The following is an 18,280-nucleotide window of genomic DNA, read 5'->3' on the forward strand; positions in this document are numbered from 1 at the left end:
AAAGGAGCTCAAAGTGTCGGAGGCTGGAGAGAAAGGAACGGGTTATCGTGAGAAGTCGGCAGGCCGAGGAGATTCCTTTGACGCGGGATGTAGCTGTTCAGGAAGGTGGTTTTCCGCAGGCCTCGTACGCTACAAGCCCAAATGTTCTAGCCATTGGGCTTTTTTACATGAAGTGAATCGCCGCTAATTACATAGCCGCTTCGGCTGGCTGCAATGGCTAGAATGCAACCCGTCGCTAATGACCGCTTTCGACCCATTGCGGACACCTGTAACCGGGGCCGCTTCGCGGCCCATCGCCGGCAAGCGTACAGCACATGCCTGAAAGCTGGTGATATTCCTGTGGGAGCTGGCTTGCCGGCGATGAGGCCGGTACTTACAACAGAGCTTTGGATCAGTGTCCGCTCTGGGTCGATAGCGGACACGCACCTAGGGCAGATCATGCGTGTATTTGAGAAAGTTCGAATTCCTACGCTACATTCGAACTGGAGTTTATATATTATTGATTTATATGGCTTTGTTGTCAGGGCTTTGGCTGGGGTATCTAAGTTCGAATCCCGAATACTCCGCCATACTCACGAGATTCAGTTTGCTCATCCTGATAAGGCAGTTGTTGTGATCGTGAAGGTGGGGGAGTGCAACTATGATGTGTGCTTTCTTGGTAACTATTCAGACGCATGTTTGGCGTTGTTGCGAAGCCGGTCGAGGTAGTCGGCCCACTGCTGTGCTGCCTCTCGGCCCTGCGGCAGCAATTGCGCGCGGGCATACACGGCACCCAGTGCGCCTGGCATGCGATGCGATAACGACAACTCCAATACAATCGGATCGATACCTAAATGCTCGTGGGCAATGGTGCGGTAGGTGGCGCGAAAGCCATGGGCAGTAATGGCGTATTCCGGCCAGATTCGCTGGTAGGACTTGGCCAGAGAGGTGGCGTCGATGGGGCGGCCAGGATAGATCGGCGAGACGAACACCCAACCGTTGCCGGCTTCATCCACCACCCGGCGTTTGTACAGTTCACGTAGAAGCACGAGTGCCTGCTCAGGCAGCGGTACGATGTGTTTGCTCTTGTCCAGGTGGCGAGTTTTACTGACCACGTAACGCCAGTCGGCGCTGATCAGATCAACATCCTCCCAGCGCATTTTCACCAGTTCGCCCGGGCGCACTGGCAGCATCACCAGCAGGCGCATTGCGGTGGTCACGCTGCTCGCGTCGAGCTCATCCAGGCGCAACAGGAACTGACCCAAGTCGGCCGGTCGTTCGATCGCTGGATTGCTGGTGACCACGTGGCGGATTTTGAGCTCCTCGGTGTTGCTCAGAGCCACGTTACGCTCCACCCAGCCCCTGCCTTCAGCGAAGCCGAGCACGGCGCGAATGATGGTGCGAACGCGCTTGGCCATGGCCATCGTCCGAGCACGGCGCAGCGTACTGATGATCGAAGTGATGTGTTCGAGTCTGATCTCGGTGACAGGCTTTTCGCCGATGGCCGGCAAGATGTGATTTCGCAGTGCACCGCGAAACCCTGCAATGGATTTGCTGACCAAATCCGGAGATTTGAAATTCATCCACTCTTCGGCGACGTAGGCGAATGTGCGCGCCTCGTTGAGCCATTGCGCCTCGATCTTGGCTTTTTTTGCTTTGAGTGGGTCGATGTGATTGGCCACGCTATTGCGCGCTGCCCGGGCGAGCTCACGGGCTTCCTTCAAGCCCACATCCGGATACCTGCCGATCACGAACACGTTTTCCTTGCCACGAAGACGGTACTTCAGTCGCCAGTGCCGGGAGGGTGATTTGCCGGGCTTGAGCGAGGCACGCACCTGTAGATACAGACCCGGTACGTCGCCATCAGCGTACTTGCCTGAAGTGGTCAGCGAACGGATGAAAGCATCGCTCAGCTTTGGGCGGAAAGGAGGCGGTTTTTCGGGGGACATGGTGTGGGGGTATCTTTTTTAATTTTGGCTTGATGTCCCCCCAAGATACCCCCAGTCAAGCTGGAATTGAGTGGATTCTGACGGATGGCCATGGACGAATAATCTTTCTAACTCCATGTATTTAAAGGATTTGTGGCGCTTAGTGGAACTCGGTCAGAGACTATCGGGATCCCCGAAGAACATCTGTATCCGCGACCGCAACCACCGCTCTGCCGGGTCATTGTCCTGCGCCCCGCGCCAGGCCATGTGCAGCTCGAAACTACGCACATCCAGCGGCAGATCCTCGGCCCGCAACCCACCCGCCGCGGTCAACGCATCCGCTGTGTAGTCCGGCACCGTAGCGACAATATCGGTGCCCGCGAGCAAGCTCCCCAGCCCGTTGAACTGCGGCACCGCCAGCACCACGTGGCGCTTGCGGCCAATCTCGTCCAGCGCCTCGTCGATGAACCCCGACAGGTCCCCGGCAAACGACACCAGCGCATGCGGCCGCGCGCAGAAGTCGTCCAGGGTGATGGCGCCGGGCACGCTGTCGGCGCGCAGCAGTTTCGGCATGCTGCGGCGCAGCACCTTGCGCTTGGCGTTGGCTGGCAGTTCGCTGGTGTAGCTGACCCCCACCGAGATCTCGCCCGAGGCCAGCAGCGTCGGCATCAGCAGGTAATTGACCCGGCGCACCACCAGCACGATACCCGGCGCTTCGGCGCGGATACGCTTGAGCAACTGCGGCAGCAGGGCGAATTCGGCGTCGTCCGACAGGCCGATGCGGAACACCGCATTGCTGGTGGCCGGGTCGAATTCGGCAGCGCGGCTGACGGCGGTGGAAATCGAGTCCAGCGCCGGGGACAGCAGGGCGAAGATTTCGTGGGCCCGGGCCGAGGGCTCCATGCTGCGGCCGGTGCGTACGAACAGCGGGTCGTCGAACAGGTTGCGCAGGCGCGACAGGGCCGCGCTGATGGCGGGCTGGCCGAGGAACAGTTTTTCCGCGGCACGGGTCACGCTGCGTTCGTGCATCAGCGTTTCGAACACGATCAGCAGGTTGAGGTCTACGCGACGCAGGTCGTTTCGATTCATCGGTGCGCTTCGCCTAAAGTGGGGCAGAGGTGAATCTTAAGGCCAAAGGCTGGTACCCTGCACGGGTTTAGGGGGACCAATCGCAGGGAAAGTCAGGTGCCCAATCGATGACAAGCATGTCGACTATTAATGACCACTGATGGTCTAACCGGCAAAGCCCGGATAAAGTCCGTGGTAATTAGAGATTCACAAAGGCGAGGTATGCGATGTCCCGCATGATCCGTTTCCACAAGTTCGGCGCTGCCGATGTGCTCCGTTGCGAGGAGCAGGCCGAATCGTCACCTGCTGCCGACGAGGTACAGATCCGCGTCGAGGCGGTTGGCGTCAGCTGGTATGACGTGCTCTGGCGCCAGAACCTGGCACCGTCCCAGGCACGCCTGCCGGCGGGGATCGGCCACGAGATGGCCGGGGTGGTGACCGCGGTCGGCGAAGGGGTCGAGGATATTGCGGTAGGCGACCGGGTTGCCAGCTTCCCGGCCACCAGTGCCAACGACCACCCGGTGTATGGCGATGTCATCGTGCTGCCGCGTACGGCCATTACCCGTTATCCGGATGTGCTCACCCCGATCGAGGCCAGCGTGCACTACACGCCGCTGCTGATCGCCTATTTCGCCTACGTCGACCTGGCCCGGGCCAAGGCCGGGCAGACCGCACTGGTTACCGATGCCAGCCACTGCGCGGGCCCTGCCTTCGTGCAACTGGGCAAGGCCCTGGGGCTGAAGGTGTTTGCCGCCACAAAAGAGGCGGATCAGCGTGAGTACCTGCTGGGCCTGGGCGCCGACAAGGTGATTGTCACCGAAGAGCAGGACCTGTTGCTGCAGGTTGGCAAGTACACCGATGGTCGTGGCGTGGACATGGTCCTGGATGGCATGGGCGGGCCGCAGATGTCGCTGCTGGGCGATGTCCTGGCTCCACGTGGCAGCCTGGTGCTGTATGGCCTGCAAGGCGGCAACCAGACGCCGTTCCCGGCCTGCGCTGCGTTCCAGAAGAACATCCAGTTCCATGTGCATTGCATCGGCAACTTCACCGGCAAGCCTGAGCTGGGCATCAGCCAGGATCAGGTGGCGCTGCAGCGCGCCCTGCGTGATATCAACCAGTTCACTGCCGACCAGTTGCTGACACCGCAGATCATCAAGGTGTACCCGTTCGAACAGGTGGTCGAGGCGCATCGCTACATGGACCAATGCCCGTGCGGCGGGCGTGTGGTGCTGGACATGGCGCAACACTGACAGCGGTCTGCATCTATCAGGAAACCCGGGCAGAGTCCCGGGTTTTTTGTGCCTAATAGAGACTGGTTTTACGTTAAAAAAAGAACTTTCCTACAATTAAATACGACGCGGACTATATTTGAACTGATTGCTCCGTGGCTTGCCGAAATATCCCGCCAAGTTTTTTGTCTTGTACTGTTCCCGTCTGGCAGTCAATGTGTTTTCTCACTTCCGCTGAATGGTTTTTTTACCCTGATCTGTATCTTCTATTCGCTTTGCATCCCTTGATAATGGCTCAATGATAGTTTGCGCAAGGAGCGTGGAATGAGCATGGCTATGCCCAGGCCAGGGCGGTGTATGGCAGCGGCGGGGCGTCGCGACGATGCGTTTTTCTCGATGTCATGGCGACAGTGATGGTTACGTCATTACTTCCAATTAGTTGTAGGAAATTTCTTCTGGAAAAGTTCAGGGCATGTTGATGTTCAGGTCCTCTGATCAGCGTGCGCTGGCTGCATGAAGTTGATGAGGTGATCTCGTGACTGCTATTCACGACCAGGCAATGCACTATATCTACCAGCAAGTACTCGAGCGCTTGCTCAGTCATATGTCACAAGCGCAGCGTGCTTCCTTGCAATTGCTGATACAACGGCTGCTGGTTGCTGCAGGCGGGCCCGAATACATCGGTACCTGCCGCTTGCTGGTGCTGCAAGGCAACGATCGCCGCAGCGCCCGGCTGCTGGCCATGCTGCGTGCCGCACAACTGAGTATCGCCCTGCGTGCGCCGGTAACCTTCCAGCTGCGGGTGCTGGTGGTGAGCCTGCCCGTGGCTGACAGTGCCACGCTCGAATGCCATGAGCGCAGCTTCAATGCGCTGTTCTTGCCGGATGACCCGCGGGTGCAACTGCAGATGATCAAGGGGCGTGAAGTGGTGCCGTTCAGCCGGCATGCCCCTGCCGCGCCCGACAACTGGCTGTTGGCGAGGGACGCCATGCTGATGTTCGGTCACCTGGTCGACGCCAGGCCCGAAGCGCTGCTGGGGTGTCGTCTGCACCTGGAACTGGCGGCGGCCGTCGGCTTTGCGCTGCAGGCCCATTCACCTGCGGATGTATTTATCACCGCCATCCCTGCGCGCCAGCGCCGCCGGTACCTGGCCTGGGCACGGCGCAGCCTGCGCCTGGCAGGGGAGCGTGGTCCGCATGTGGTGCACCAGTGCCTGGCGACGCTGGCACAGGGGCTGAGCCGCCTGCACGGCAGTATCGGGTTGCCATCGGGTGCCTTGGCGGGGCCGACCTCGGCGAGCGTGCCGCAGAGTACGTCGGTGCGGTTGATTGCCATTGACGACCTGCTGCCGCCATTGCTCGAAGAGCAGCAGCTGGACCTCATGCTCGGTTGTCGCTTCGAGGGGAGCCAGGACGCCTGGCCATTGACCGCGTTCGTCGAGCCGTTGGCCCCGGTGCAGCTGCGGGAGCTGCATGCACGCAGTCTCGAGCCGCAGGCCAGTCGCCCGGCATTGCGGCTGGCTGGCCAGCCGGGCGCCAACAAGCGGCGCGACACGCTTCAGCTGCAGTTCGGCAAGGCATATGGCATCAACCAGATCCAACAGGTGTGCCTGCTGTTCAGCCCGTTTGCCAGGCAGGGGAAGAACCTGGAGCGTTTTCTGCAATGCTGGCATGCCGACATGCTGGTGGCGCTGCCATACCTGCATCGGGCCTTGCAGGGTAAACCCTGCCCTGATGCGGTGAAAAACTGGCTGGTGAACACCAGCGGCCTGCCGCTGGGGCAACTCCGGTTGATCTATGGCGGAGGCCTGCCGCTGGCCTCCTGGCGCCTCATGAGCCACCTGGCCCGTCGCGATGTACAGCTGAGGTTGCTGCCACGGCGGGCAGCGGGGCGGCGGCGTGGTCATGCGGGGCCGCCTTGATGGAGCAATCGGGCTCCGGCGAGTTCGCCTATCGCAAGGTCTATCGCTACCTGGAAGCCCTGATCGACCAGGTGCCACACAGTGGCCCGTGCCGATTGCCGTCGTTGCGCGTGTTGGCCCGGCGGTTGCGGGTGTCATTGGCCACCGTGCAGAGTGCCTACAGCCTGCTGGAAGAAGAGGGCCGCGTGCAGTGCCTGCCCAGGTCGGGCTATTACGTACAGGGCGCTGCCAAGGGGGATGCTGCGGCCATGCCCCGGCAGGCACCCCTGCCGGTACAGCCGATGCTGGAGCGCACCCTGTTCACCCACGAGCGGCGCCTGGCCCGTCAGCGCACGCACAGTGTCGCCCCGTGGGACGCGCCCGGCAGCGCCCGCCTGCGCAATGCCATTGCCGAACGCTATACCCGTTCCTCCCACCAGTACTGGCGTGCCGAGGACGTCCAGCTAGCGCCAGATGTGCAGGCGTTGCTGGAGACTTTGCTGGCGGCGCTGGCCCTGCAAGGCGGGACCGTGGTGGTGCACTCGCCCTGTTGCTGGCAGGTGCTGCGTGCGTTGGCCCGTGCCGACATGCGAGTGCTGGAGGTACCACTGGATACCCGCGGCAACCCGGACCTGCGCGCCCTGGCCCGGCTGCTGGCCAGCGAGCCAGTGTGCATGCTGGTCATGCCATCGTGCCTTGGCATGCCGCAGGGGCGGCTGGTTTCACTGCACTATCAGCAGCAGCTTGGCCAGCTGCTTGGCCAGCACCCTGTATGGTTGCTGGAGAACGACCTGGACAGCGAGCACTGTTACAGCGGGCCGCCGAATACGCGCCTGCGCGATTGGGTCGATCCTCGGTGGCTATTGGTGATGGGGGCGTTCGATGCCGCAGTGGGGAGCGAGGCGCCCTATGCCTACCTGCTGGGCCATGATGCCGGCCTGACCAGGGCTTTCGCTGAGCGTGCATTTCGGCTTGCACCGCTACGCCTGCAAGCGCTGGCGCACATGCTGGGCAAAGGCGAAATCGAGGCGCAACTGGTGCGGCTGCGCACCGACCTGCAAAAGCGCATGCAATGCCTGGCGCGTGAGTTGCAGCTGCAGTTCGGCCAGCGGGTGGTGTTGGAAACGCCGGAGGGTGGCCGGACACTGTGGGTGCGCTTTCGCCAGCCGCTGCCGTGGGAGGGTATTGCAGCAGCGCTGGCTGGTTCAGCACTGCATGCCCTGCCGGGCGAGCAGTTCAGCCTGCAGGGCCGCTACCAGCAGTATCTGGCGATGGCGTGGCTGGGTGATCACCCGGGGGAGCTGCAACAGGCGGTAGAGCGCCTGGCTCAGGTGCTGGAACTGCGCTGCGGCCGGCCTGCCGGCGCTACACCTTGAGCCGCCGGGGTTGCGTTGCAACCCATCGCCGGCAAGCCAGCTCCCACGGGGGCAGCGTTGAACTCAAGGTTGTCGCTGTACCTGTGGGAGCCGGCTTGCCGGCGATTAGGCCCTGGCAGGCAAACGCCTCCTGTCAGCGATTCGCTTGCTCCTGCCCTTGCCGCAAGCGGGTACTGACCAGCGCTGCCACCACCAGCAACGCGGCGATGATCCACAAGCCATTGCGGGTACTGCCGGTGGCCTGCTCGATCAGGCCCATCACCGATGGGCCGACGAAACCGCCAAACAGGCCGCAGGTGGTGACAAAGGCCAGCCCTGCCGCCAGGGCGCTGCCACTCAGGCGGCTGGAGGGGAAGACGAAGATGATCGACTGCACCACGAACAGCATCAGGGCTGTCAGCGAAAACCCGATCAGGCCGATGAACGAGTTGGCCAGCGACGCCAGCAGCAGCCCGGCCGCCATGGTCAGCAGGCCGCAGAACAGCAGGGTGCGGCAACGGCTCGGCGAGGTGGCCAGGCGCGGGAAGGTGGCGGCGCCGATGGCGGCAGCAATCCACGGTACGGCGGTCAGCAGGCCGACCTGGAAGGGCGACAGCGCGCCGTAGGTGCCGATGATGCCCGGCAGGAAGAAAATCACCGTGTAGATGGTGATCTGGTGCACGAAGTACACCACGATCGCCAGCCAGATCTGCCGGTCGCGGAACATCTGCCCCAACTTGCTCTGCTGCGGTGCGGCGGCCCGCTCCGCAGCCAGGCGGCGCTCGATGTCCTCGGCTTCGGCGGCCGACAGCCAGGGCGCCGAGGCCGGGCCATCGGGCAGTTTCTTCCATACCACATAGGCCAGGGCCACTGCCGGCAGGCCCTCGAGCACGAACAGCCATTGCCAGCCGTGCCAGCCCAGCACACCGTCCATTTCCAGCAGGGCACCCCCCAGCGGGCCGCTGAGGATGTTGGCCAGGCACACGCCCAGCAGGAAGTAACCCGTGGCGCGGGCACGCTGTTCACGGTCGAACCAGTAGGTCAGGTACAGCATCACGCCGGGGAACAGGCCCGCTTCGGCGACCCCGAGCAACAGGCGCATGACGTAGAACGAGGTTTTCGCCCTGGACGAAGGCCATGCCCGCCGAGAGCAGGCCCCAGGTGATCATGATGCGGGTGATCCAGAAGCGTGCACCCACCCGATGCATGATCAGGTTGCTGGGTACTTCGGCCAGGGCATAGGTGAGGAAGAACAGGCCGGCGCCCAGGCCGTAGGCCGCTGCCGACAGGCCGAGGTCGATGCCCATGCTGGCCTTGGCCAGGGCAATGTTGGTCCGGTCAAGGAAGCTCATCACGTAGACAACGATGAGCAGTGGCATCAATTTGCGCAGCAGCAGGCCGTTCAGGCGCTGTTCGGTGGTGGCGGCAGGGGCGGGCGCCGCTGCAGTACCGGTGAGGATTGTCATTGTTTTTTCCCCGTGGAAAGTGCTGGTGGGGTGCCGCGCAAAGGCGGCGCACCCAGGTAGGTGGGTCAGGAACGGTTGATGTCGAGCCACACCGCGCCGTTGGGGTACTGGTAGCGCTCCAGGGTCTCGGCATGCATTTCAATGCTGTAGCCCGGGCGTTGCGGCGGCATGTAGCGCCCGCGCCGGATCACCACCGGGTCGATGAAATGCTCGTGCAGGTGGTCGACGTACTCCAGCACCCGGTTGTGCAGCGAGGCCGATACCGCGATGTAGTCGAACAGGGCAATGTTCTGCACATATTCGCACAGGCCGACACCGCCGCCGTGCGGGCACACCGGTACGTCGTACTTCGCCGCCATCAGCAGCACGATCAGCACTTCGTTCAGGCCACCCAGGCGGGCCGCGTCCAGTTGGCAGAAGTCCAGCGCGCCGGCCTGGAACATCTGCTTGAACATCACCCGGTTGTGGCAATGTTCACCGGTGGCCACGCCAATCGGCGCAATGCGCTGGCGGATGGTGGCGTGCCCGAGGATGTCGTCCGGGCTGGTCGGCTCTTCGATCCACAGTGGCTCGAAGGCGGCCAGGCGGCGCATGTTGGCGACGGATTCCTCGACGCCCCATACCTGGTTGGCATCCATCATCAGGGTGCGCTCCCAGCCAATTTCGTCGCGCAGGATGCTGGCGCGGCGAATGTCTTCCTCCAGGTCCGCACCGATCTTCTGCTTGATGTGGGTCCAGCCATCTTCCACCGCCTCGCGGGCCAGCTTGCGCATCTTTTCTTCGCTGTAGCCCAGCCAGCCCGGCGCGGTGGTGTAGCCGGGGTAGCCTTCGCGCAGCATCTGCGCTTCGCGCTGGGCCTTGCCCGGGGCCTGGCGGCGCAGCAGGGCGATGGCTTCTTCGGGGGTGAGCACATCGGTGACGTAGCTGAAGTCCAGGCAGCGCACCAGCTGTTCGGGCGTCATGTCGGCCAGCAGCTTCCACACCGGCTTGCCTTCGTGCTTGGCCCACAGGTCCCACACGGCATTGATGATGGCGGCGGTGGCCAGGTGGATCACGCCCTTTTCCGGGCCCAGCCAGCGCAACTGGCTGTCGCTGACGGTGAAGCGGTGCCAGAAACCGCCCATGTCGGCCGTGATTTCCTCCAGGGTGAGGCCGACGATCAGCGGCGCCAGCGACTGCACCGCCGCCGCGCAAATCTCGTTGCCACGGCCGATGGTGAAGGTCAGGCCGTGGCCTTCCAGGGCCTCGGCGTCGGTGTGCAGCACCACATAGGCCGCCGAATAATCGGGGGCGCTGTTCATGGCGTCGGAGCCGTCAAGCGACAGCGAAGTGGGGAAACGAATGTCGCGAACGCTCAGGTGGGTAATACGTATGCTCATGGTCGGCTCTTGTTCTGTTCAAGCACTGGGAGGCCTGACTGTAGGTTGTCGAGCGATACAGGCATAATCGCCAAATCTTAACCAGCGATACCGGATTCGATATGTCTCGCTTGCCACCCGACAGCGCCCAGGCGCCTGCCAGCCTCGGCGCATTGAAGATCTCCAGCCGGCAGATCACGCTGCTCAACGCCTTGGGCGAGTTCGCTAACCTGCGCCGTGCTGCCGCGGCGATGCACACCACGCAACCGGCAGCGAGCCTGTTGCTGCAACAACTCGAGGAGCGCCTTGGCGTACGCTTGTTCGAGCGTTTGCCACGGGGTATGCAAGCGACGCTGTATGGCGAAGTGATGATCCGCTATGCGCAGAACGCGCTGCATGAGTTCGAGCACGCCCAGGCGCAGATTGCCGAGCTGGCGCGCGGGGCCCAGGGCCTGGTGCGGGTAGGCAGCGTCATGGGCCCGGTGCCGGGTGTGCTGACCAAGGCGGTACTGGCCTACAAGCGCGACTACCCCAAAGTGCGCATTTCCCTGGAGGTCGGCACCAGCGACACCTTGCTGCCGGCCTTGCTGCGTGGCGACTTCGACATGGTGGTGGGGCGCCTGCCGGACCAGAGCGACAGCCAGGACCTGAACATCGAACTGTTCGAAGGCGGTGAGCAGATGCGCGTGATCGCCCGCGCAGGCCACCCGCTGGCCAATGCCGCCGGGCTGCAACTGGCCGACCTGGTGGCCTTGACCTGGATCCTGCACCCCATCGGCAGCCCGATGCGTCGCCGCGTCGAAAGCGCGTTGCAGGCCGGCGGCATGGTGCAGTCGCTGGATATCGTCGAAACCGCCTCGATCCTGGCTACCACCGCCATGCTCGAAGCCTCCGAGATGATTGCGGTGGTGCCCGATGACGTGGCCAAGCATTATGCCCGCTATGGCATGGTCGCCATCCTGCCGGTGGAACTGCCGCTGGCGATGGCCAACCTGGGCGTGTTGACCCTGCGCTCGCGGCCCAACTCGGTTGCCCTGGACACCTTGCTGCACTACCTGCGGGCGCAATAGCCCTGCCTTTTCACTTGCCTGAGGCCCTGCGTCAATGCCGCCGGACATGACCCATTCCAGCTTTTGCAACTGGATCCGCTACAAGCACCTGGTGCTGATCGACACCTTGGCGCGCACCCGCAACATGCACGCCACCGCCACGCGCATGAACCTGAGCCAGCCGGCACTGAGCAAGATGTTGCGTGACCTTGAGGAGCAGTTCGGCTTCGCCCTGTTCGAGCGCCTGCCGCGGAGCATGCCACCCACCGAACTGGGCGAATATGTGGTGCGTTATGCCCAAGGCGCGCTGGCCGAGTCGCAACAGTTCGTCGATCAGGTAAACCGCCTGCGCAACGGCGGGCACGGCTTTATCCGCGTCGGTGGGATCTTTGCCGCCACCGCGCTGGTGCTGCCGCAGGCCATCGCCGCGATCAAGGCGCGCAGCCCGTTGCTGTCGATCGAAGTGGTGGAGCATTCCAGCGATCACTTGTTGACCATGCTGGAGCAGAACAAGCTCGACATCATGATTGGCCGTTTCACTGAAGAACGCTTCAGCCAGCTGTTCGACTTCCAGCCCCTGGAGCCGGAACCGTTCAGCCTGGTGGTCAACAGCGAGCACCCGCTCAACCAGCTGGAAAGCACGCCACTGACGGCGCTGGGCGACTGGCCGTGGGTGCTGTACCCGGTGGGCACGCCGATCCGCAACCGCCTGGAGCAGGCCTTCCGGGTTGCCGGCATCGCCACGCCTGCCGACAGCGTCGAAACCATCTCCATGCCGATGTTCCTGCAATTGCTGCAGGCGGCGCCGATGATCGCCATGTTGCCGCGCTCGATGGTTGCCGCGCAGCTGGCCAGCGGCCAACTGAAGGAATTGCGCAGCCCCTTGCACCTGGCGGCGCTGGAGTACGGCGTGGTTACCCGCAAGGACGAGCCGCTGAGCGCTTCGGCCCGGGCGTTTGTCGAGATTTTGCTGGAGGGCGCGCGGCGCCGTCAGCAAGAGCAGGGATGAAGCCATTGGGGCTGCTCTGCAGCCCATCGCAGGCAAGCCCGCTCCCACAGGTACAGCACAAGGTTCAAGGCATGCGCTGTACCTGTGGGAGCGGGCAAGCCCGCGAAGGGCTGCAGAGCAGCCCCAATGGCCCGCAAATCCCACCTCGACTGCATCGGTTTCAAGTCATGTGTAGTCCTGTGGAAGCTGGCTTACCGGCGGTGAGGCCAGTACAGGTCGCACAGGAAGTTTGCTTCCACAGGGACAGCGCATGGCTTGATGTCAATGCAGTCGGTGTGGGAGCTGGCTTGCCTGCGAAGGGCTGCGCAGCGGCCCCAATGGCCCTCAAATGTGATTGATAAACGCGCTCTGATACCTGTTTTTGATAACCCAAGGTTATCGCACGATCGGATCATCTCATTGGGAATGTTGCACAAGGCTTCTTACAGTGGTCGCAGCCATAACAAGAAGCCAGCCGCACCGCCCTGAGAGGTCCCATGCAACTGATTGCCAAGTCCGGTGACCTTGCCGTCATCCGCCTCAACCCGCTGGACAACGTGCTCATCGCCCGCCAGGCCCTGCCGCAAGGCCTGCGCCTGGACGCCGAGGCGATTACCGTGCGCCAGCCGATCCCCTCGGGCCACAAGCTTGCTACCGAACGTGTGGAGCAGGGCCAGCCCCTGCGCCGTTACGGGCAGATCATCGGTTTTGCCTCGCAGGCCATCGACGCCGGCGATCACGTGCATGTCCACAATGTGCAAATGGGCGATTTCGCCCGTGACTACGCCTTCGGTGTCGACACCCGCAGCCAGCCCGGCCGCGAGGCGCAGTTCCAGGGCATCGTGCGCGCCGATGGCCGGGTCGCCACCCGCAACTACATCGGCATCCTCACCTCGGTGAACTGCTCGGCGACCGTGGCCCGGGCCGTGGCCGACCATTTTCGCCGCGACATCCACCCTGAAGTGCTGGCCGATTACCCGAACATCGACGGCGTGGTAGCGCTGACCCACGGCGCCGGCTGTGCGGTGGACCCCAGCGGTGAAGCCTTGGGCCTGTTGCGCCGCACCCTGGCCGGGTACGCCGTACACCCCAATTTCGCTGCCGTGTTGATCATCGGCCTGGGCTGCGAAACCAACCAGATCGAAAGCCTGCTGGAAACCCAGGGCCTGCAGGCCAGCGCCCAGCTGCGCGCCTTCACCATCCAGGGTATCGGCGGCACCAGCAAAACCATCGCCGCCGGTATCGAGCAGGTCAAGGCGCTGCTGGCCGAGGCCAACCAGGTGCAGCGCCAGCCGGTCAGTGCGCGGCACCTGGTGGTCGGCCTGCAATGTGGCGGTTCCGATGGCTATTCCGGCATTACCGCCAATCCGGCGTTGGGCAATGCCGTCGACCGCCTGGTGGCCGCCGGTGGCACCGCGATTCTCTCCGAGACCCCGGAAATCTACGGTGCCGAGCACCTGCTGACCCGCCGTGCGGTCAGCCGCGAGGTCGGCGAAAAACTGGTGGCCCGCATCCGCTGGTGGGAAGACTACTGCCAGCGCATGAACGCCGAACTGAACAACAACCCCTCGGCCGGCAACAAGGCCGGGGGCCTGACCACCATCCTCGAGAAGTCCCTCGGTGCGGTGGCCAAGGCCGGCTCCAGCAACCTGGTCGATGTGTACCAGTACGCGGAAGCGGTACGCGCCCAGGGCCTGGTGTTCATGGATACCCCCGGTTACGACCCGGTTTCGGCCACCGGCCAGGTGGCTGGCGGGGCGAACCTGATCGCCTTCACCACCGGTCGTGGCTCGGCCTACGGCTGCGCCCCGGCGCCGTCGATCAAGCTGGCCACCAACAACCGGGTGTTCGAGCACCAGGAAGAAGACATGGACGTCAATTGCGGTGGCATCGCCGACGGCTCCACCAGCATCGAGGAGCGCGGCGCGTTCATCTTCGAACAGATGCTGCGCATCGCTTCCGGTGAGCGCAGCAAGAGTGAGCTGCACGGCTACGGGCAGAACGAATTCGTGCCCTGGCAGATCGGTGCCGTGACCTGATCGCCAGCCCTGTTCCATTTCCGAGGCAACCGCAATGAATCAAACTACACGTTACAACGTGCAAGCGCTCACCACCTTCGTCGAGCGGCTGTTCGAAAAGGCCGGCGCCGATGCCGAAGTCGCCCAGGTAGTGACCCGGGTACTGCTCGAAGGCGAATTGCTGGGCCATCGCACCCATGGCCTGAACCTGGTCAGCCGCTACATCGACGGCATGCTCGGCGGCGAGGTCAAGGCCCGCGCGCAGGTACTGGAGCAGGTGTCGGACAGTGGCATTTCCAGCCTGTTCGATGGCCACTACGTGTTGGGGCCGTACTGCGTCAGCCGTGCTTTGGACTGCGCGGCAAAGGGCGCCACTTCGCAGGGCATCGGTATCGCCGTGGTGCGCCGTGCCGCGCATATCGGCTGCCTGGCAGCCTACCTAAAGCCCTACACCGACCAGGGCCTGGTGGCCATGCTGTATTCCTCGGACCCATCGGTAAGGCTGGTCTGCGCCCATGGCGGCGCCGACCCGGTGTACACCCCCAACCCGATTGCCGCGGGCATCCCGACCCAGGGCGAGCCGATTCTGCTGGACGTCAGCATGTCCACCGTCACCCTCGGCCTGGTCGGCCAGTGCCGCGATGCCGGCAGCCGCCTGCCGCACCCGGTGCTGGTGAGCAATGACGGGCAACTGAGCGACGACCCGCGCGACTTCTTCACCAGCCCGCAAGGCAGCATCCTGCCCTTGGGTGGCCAGGCTTTTGGCCACAAAGGTTTCGCCCTGGCGCTGCTGGTCGAAGCCCTGACCTCGGGGCTGGCCGGCCATGGCCGCAAGGATGCACCAGACCAGTGGGGTGCCTCGGCCACCGCCGTGGTCATCGACCCGCGTTTCTTCGGCGGCCTGCAAGCGTTCACCGACGAAACCAGCTTCCTCGGCCAGCTGGTCCTGGCCAGCCGGCCACTCGACCCCGAGCGCCCGGTGCGCCTGCCTGGGCAGGCTGGCCTTGCCCTACGCCGCCAGGCCCTGGAGCAGGGCGCAAGCCTTTCGTCACAGCTGGTGGCCGACCTTGACCGCCTGGCCGGGCAGCTGCAACTGCCGGCACTTTCCCAATGAATGACAGTAAGGGTACACAGATGACTGATCGAGCGAACGGCAAGCGACCGCTGCCTCTGAATCACGATGCCAGCGCGTTCGACAGCGGCAGTTGGGTAGGGCGGGTCTGGCTGCCGGAGCAGGGCCCTGCGGTGGTGCTGGTGAAGGCCGGCGCCGTGCACGATATCAGCGCCCATGTAGCCACCGTCTCGGCCCTGCTGGAAGTGGCCGACCCGGTGGCCTACCTGCGCAGCCTGCCGCTGGCCGAGCCGCTGATCGGGCTGCCAGCCTTGCTGGGCAACAGTGACCCGGCCCGGCGCGACCCGCACCAGCCATGGCTGCTGGCACCCATCGACCTGCAGGCGGTGAAGGCTGCTGGGGTGACCTTCGCCACCAGCCTGCTGGAGCGCGTGGTCGAAGAGCAGGCCAAGGGCGACCCGGCCAAGGCCGATGCCATCCGCGACACCCTGGCCAGCCGCATCGGCGCCGACCTGTCGCAGATCGTGCCGGGCTCGGCCCAGGCCGAAGCGCTGCGCAAGGTGCTGGTGGAGCAGGGCCTGTGGTCGCAGTACCTGGAAGTGGGTATTGGCCCGGATGCCGAGGTGTTCACCAAGGCCCAACCACTATCGGCGGTCGGCCACGGCGCCGACATCGGTATCCACCCCAAGTCGAGCTGGAACAACCCCGAGCCTGAAGTGGTGCTGGCGGTGTCGAGTGATGGTCGCATCAAGGGTGCGATGCTCGGCAACGACGTCAACCTGCGCGACTTCGAAGGCCGTAGCGCCTTGCTGCTGTCCAAAGCCAAGGACAACAATGCCTCCACCGCGCTTGGCCCGCTGCTGCGCCTGTTCGACGAAAGCTTCGGCCTGGACGACGTGCGCGCCGCCGAAGTGGACTTGCAGGTGGTGGGCGAAGACGGTTTCATCCTCGCCGGCCGCAGCTCCATGCGCCAGATCAGCCGCGACCCGCAGGACCTGGTGCAGCAAACCCTCAACGAGAACCATCAGTACCCCGACGGCCTGGTGCTGTTCCTCGGTACCTTGTTCGCCCCCAAGCAGGACCGCGACCAACCGGGCAACGGCTTCACCCACAAGCCGGGCGATGTGGTGAGCATCAGCAACCCGCAACTGGGTACCCTGTGCAACCGCGTGACCACCAGCGACCTGGCACCGCAGTGGCACTTTGGCTTGCGTGCGCTGATCGACAGCCTCGGCCGGCGCGGGCTGCTGGACGTTGCAACAACCGCGCGCCAGCCTTGAGCGGCGCGCTGCGTCAGGGAGGGCGCAGCATGAACGAAGGATCGCCAAGGCGCTGACAGCGCGGCAACAATAATAATAAAGGTCATCACATGAACCCTATGAAGAAGTACCAACGCGTCACCGTCGTGTTCCTGCTGTTGATCGGCATCGTCAACTACCTGGACCGTAGTGCGTTGTCGATCGCCAACACCTCGATCCAGAAAGACATGATGATCAGCCCGTCGCAGATGGGCATCCTGTTGTCGGCGTTCTCCATTGCCTATGCCTTTGCCCAGCTGCCGATGGGCATGATCATCGACCGCCTGGGCAGCAAGATCGCCCTCGGCGCCTCGCTGCTGGGCTGGTCGGTGGCCCAGGCAGCGTTCGGCATGGTCAACAGCTTTGCCGGCTTCATGGGCCTGCGGGTGCTGCTGGGGATTGGCGAGGCGCCGATGTTCCCGTCGGCGGCCAAGGCCCTGTCGGAGTGGTTCGATGCCAACGAACGCGGCACCCCGACCGGCGTGGTCTGGTCCTCGACCTGCCTCGGCCCGTGCCTGGCGCCACCCTTGCTGACGCTGTTCATGGTCAACTTCGGCTGGCGCGGCATGTTCATCATCACCGGTGTGATCGGCGTGGTGCTGGCGCTGTGCTGGCTGACCTTCTACAAAAGCAAGGCCCGCTACCTGGCGGAGCTTGCTGCCGAGGGCAAGCCATTGCCGAGTGGACAGCAGGCGCCGGCAGCCACTGCACAAGCGCCGAAGGCCTCGTACTTCGCCGGCTGGCTCGACCTGTTCAAGCACCGCAGTACCTGGGGTGCGGTGCTGGGCTTCATGGGCGTGATCTACATGCTCTGGCTGCACCTGACCTGGCTGCCTGGCTACTTCGAGCGTGAGCACGGCCTGGACCTGTACAAGACCGCCTGGGTAGTGTCGCTGGCCTATGGCTTTGGCGCAGCGGGCACGATCATTGCCGGGCGCTTCTGCGACTTGCTGGTGAAGCGCGGCATGAGCGTGCTGGCCAGCCGCAAGTTCAGCGTCATCACCGGCCTGGTGCTGGCGGCGCTGTTCACCCTGCCGCTGTCGTTCGTCACAGGCCTGACCGGTTGCATCATCCTGCTGTGCCTGGCGCTGTTCAGCATCAACATGGCCAGTGCCACTGCCTGGATGATCGTCAACACCATCGTCGACAGCCAGCGCGTGGCCTCGTTTGGCTCGATCCAGAACTTCGGCGGCTACATTGCCGGCTCGGTGGCGCCGATCGTCACCGGCTTCAGCATCCAGTACTCGGGCTCGTTCACCACGGCGTTCATGATCAGTGCGGTGGTGGCGCTGTGTTCGGCGGTGGCTTACTTCCTGCTGCTGCAGGCGCCGATTGGCAGTGCCAAGGTCAAGGCGGCGGAGATGGTCGGGGCGACGGAACAGGGGTGAATTCCGGGGGGCGCTTTGCGCCCCAATCGCGACGCAAGGCCGCTCCCACAGGTATCGCGCTGGTTTCAGCAGCACTGCAATACCTTGTGGGAGATTCTATGGTTGTGGGCAATGCTTTTTGCCCCCTTTGCTCATGTATTCGCCTTGAGTCTTCATCAAGGCGAATGCAATTCTGGCCAGCTTT

12 protein-coding genes and 1 pseudogene are annotated in these 18,280 nt (G+C 63.7%); 9 read left to right on the forward strand and 4 right to left on the reverse strand.

What is annotated here, in order from left to right:
* Positions 1–662: 662 nt before the first annotated feature.
* Together CAG34_RS04655 and CAG34_RS04660 are read right to left on the reverse strand one after the other, a co-directional pair.
* On the reverse strand, positions 663–1,928 hold the full coding sequence (locus tag CAG34_RS04655) for an integrase arm-type DNA-binding domain-containing protein (protein ID WP_085588334.1): 1,266 nt from the start codon (positions 1,926–1,928) through the stop codon (positions 663–665).
* Positions 1,929–2,081: 153 nt separating this feature from the next.
* The gene (locus CAG34_RS04660) at positions 2,082–2,996 is read right to left on the reverse strand and encodes a LysR family transcriptional regulator (RefSeq protein WP_038409468.1); all 915 of its coding nucleotides are present in this window, start codon (positions 2,994–2,996) and stop codon (positions 2,082–2,084) included.
* A 206-nt stretch (positions 2,997–3,202) separates the two neighbouring features.
* Here CAG34_RS04660 and CAG34_RS04665 point away from each other — a divergent pair, with 206 nt between their 5' ends.
* From CAG34_RS04665 to CAG34_RS04675, 3 genes are all read left to right on the forward strand, one after another.
* Positions 3,203–4,225 carry a zinc-dependent alcohol dehydrogenase family protein gene (locus CAG34_RS04665; protein ID WP_085588336.1) on the forward strand — a complete coding sequence of 341 codons (1,023 nt, stop codon included), beginning with the start codon at positions 3,203–3,205 and terminating at the stop codon, positions 4,223–4,225.
* A 514-nt stretch (positions 4,226–4,739) separates the two neighbouring features.
* Positions 4,740–6,125 carry a hypothetical protein gene (locus CAG34_RS04670; RefSeq protein ID WP_085588338.1) on the forward strand — a complete coding sequence of 462 codons (1,386 nt, stop codon included), beginning with the start codon at positions 4,740–4,742 and terminating at the stop codon, positions 6,123–6,125.
* Positions 6,125–7,480, forward strand: coding sequence for an aminotransferase class I/II-fold pyridoxal phosphate-dependent enzyme (locus CAG34_RS04675; protein WP_085588340.1), 1,356 nt, complete (start codon positions 6,125–6,127; stop codon positions 7,478–7,480). Before CAG34_RS04670 ends, CAG34_RS04675 begins: the two co-directional genes overlap by 1 nt.
* A gap of 133 nt (positions 7,481–7,613) precedes the next feature.
* Here CAG34_RS04675 and CAG34_RS04680 read toward each other — a convergent pair.
* Positions 7,614–8,925 (reverse strand): annotated as a pseudogene (locus CAG34_RS04680) (MFS transporter).
* A 65-nt stretch (positions 8,926–8,990) separates the two neighbouring features.
* On the reverse strand, positions 8,991–10,304 hold the full coding sequence (locus CAG34_RS04685; protein WP_023663021.1) for an L-fuconate dehydratase: 1,314 nt from the start codon (positions 10,302–10,304) through the stop codon (positions 8,991–8,993).
* 101 nt (positions 10,305–10,405) lie between these two features.
* Between CAG34_RS04685 and CAG34_RS04690 the strand changes: the two genes are divergently transcribed.
* The 6 genes from CAG34_RS04690 (at position 10,406) to CAG34_RS04715 (ending at position 18,096) form a co-directional block, all read left to right on the forward strand.
* Positions 10,406–11,353: a LysR family transcriptional regulator gene (locus CAG34_RS04690; protein ID WP_025339436.1), complete on the forward strand. Its 948-nt coding sequence runs from the start codon at positions 10,406–10,408 to the stop codon at positions 11,351–11,353.
* 34 nt (positions 11,354–11,387) lie between these two features.
* A complete protein-coding gene (locus CAG34_RS04695) occupies positions 11,388–12,341 on the forward strand; it encodes a LysR family transcriptional regulator (protein WP_085588342.1) in 954 nt (317 codons plus the stop codon).
* 476 nt (positions 12,342–12,817) lie between these two features.
* On the forward strand, positions 12,818–14,359 hold the full coding sequence (locus tag CAG34_RS04700) for a UxaA family hydrolase (protein WP_085588344.1): 1,542 nt from the start codon (positions 12,818–12,820) through the stop codon (positions 14,357–14,359).
* Positions 14,360–14,393: 34 nt separating this feature from the next.
* The gene (locus tag CAG34_RS04705) at positions 14,394–15,452 is read left to right on the forward strand and encodes an Ldh family oxidoreductase (protein ID WP_085588346.1); all 1,059 of its coding nucleotides are present in this window, start codon (positions 14,394–14,396) and stop codon (positions 15,450–15,452) included.
* Positions 15,453–15,472: 20 nt separating this feature from the next.
* Complete coding sequence (locus tag CAG34_RS04710; RefSeq protein ID WP_025339432.1) at positions 15,473–16,690, forward strand: fumarylacetoacetate hydrolase family protein; 1,218 nt, start codon at positions 15,473–15,475, stop codon at positions 16,688–16,690.
* A 98-nt stretch (positions 16,691–16,788) separates the two neighbouring features.
* Entirely contained in the window at positions 16,789–18,096 is a 1,308-nt protein-coding gene (locus CAG34_RS04715; RefSeq protein ID WP_178080864.1) for an MFS transporter, read from the forward strand.
* Positions 18,097–18,280: the final 184 nt, after the last annotated feature.

Origin of the sequence: Pseudomonas sp. B14(2017), assembly GCF_002113255.1 — a bacterium.
Lineage (GTDB): Bacteria > Pseudomonadota > Gammaproteobacteria > Pseudomonadales > Pseudomonadaceae > Aquipseudomonas > Aquipseudomonas putida_Z.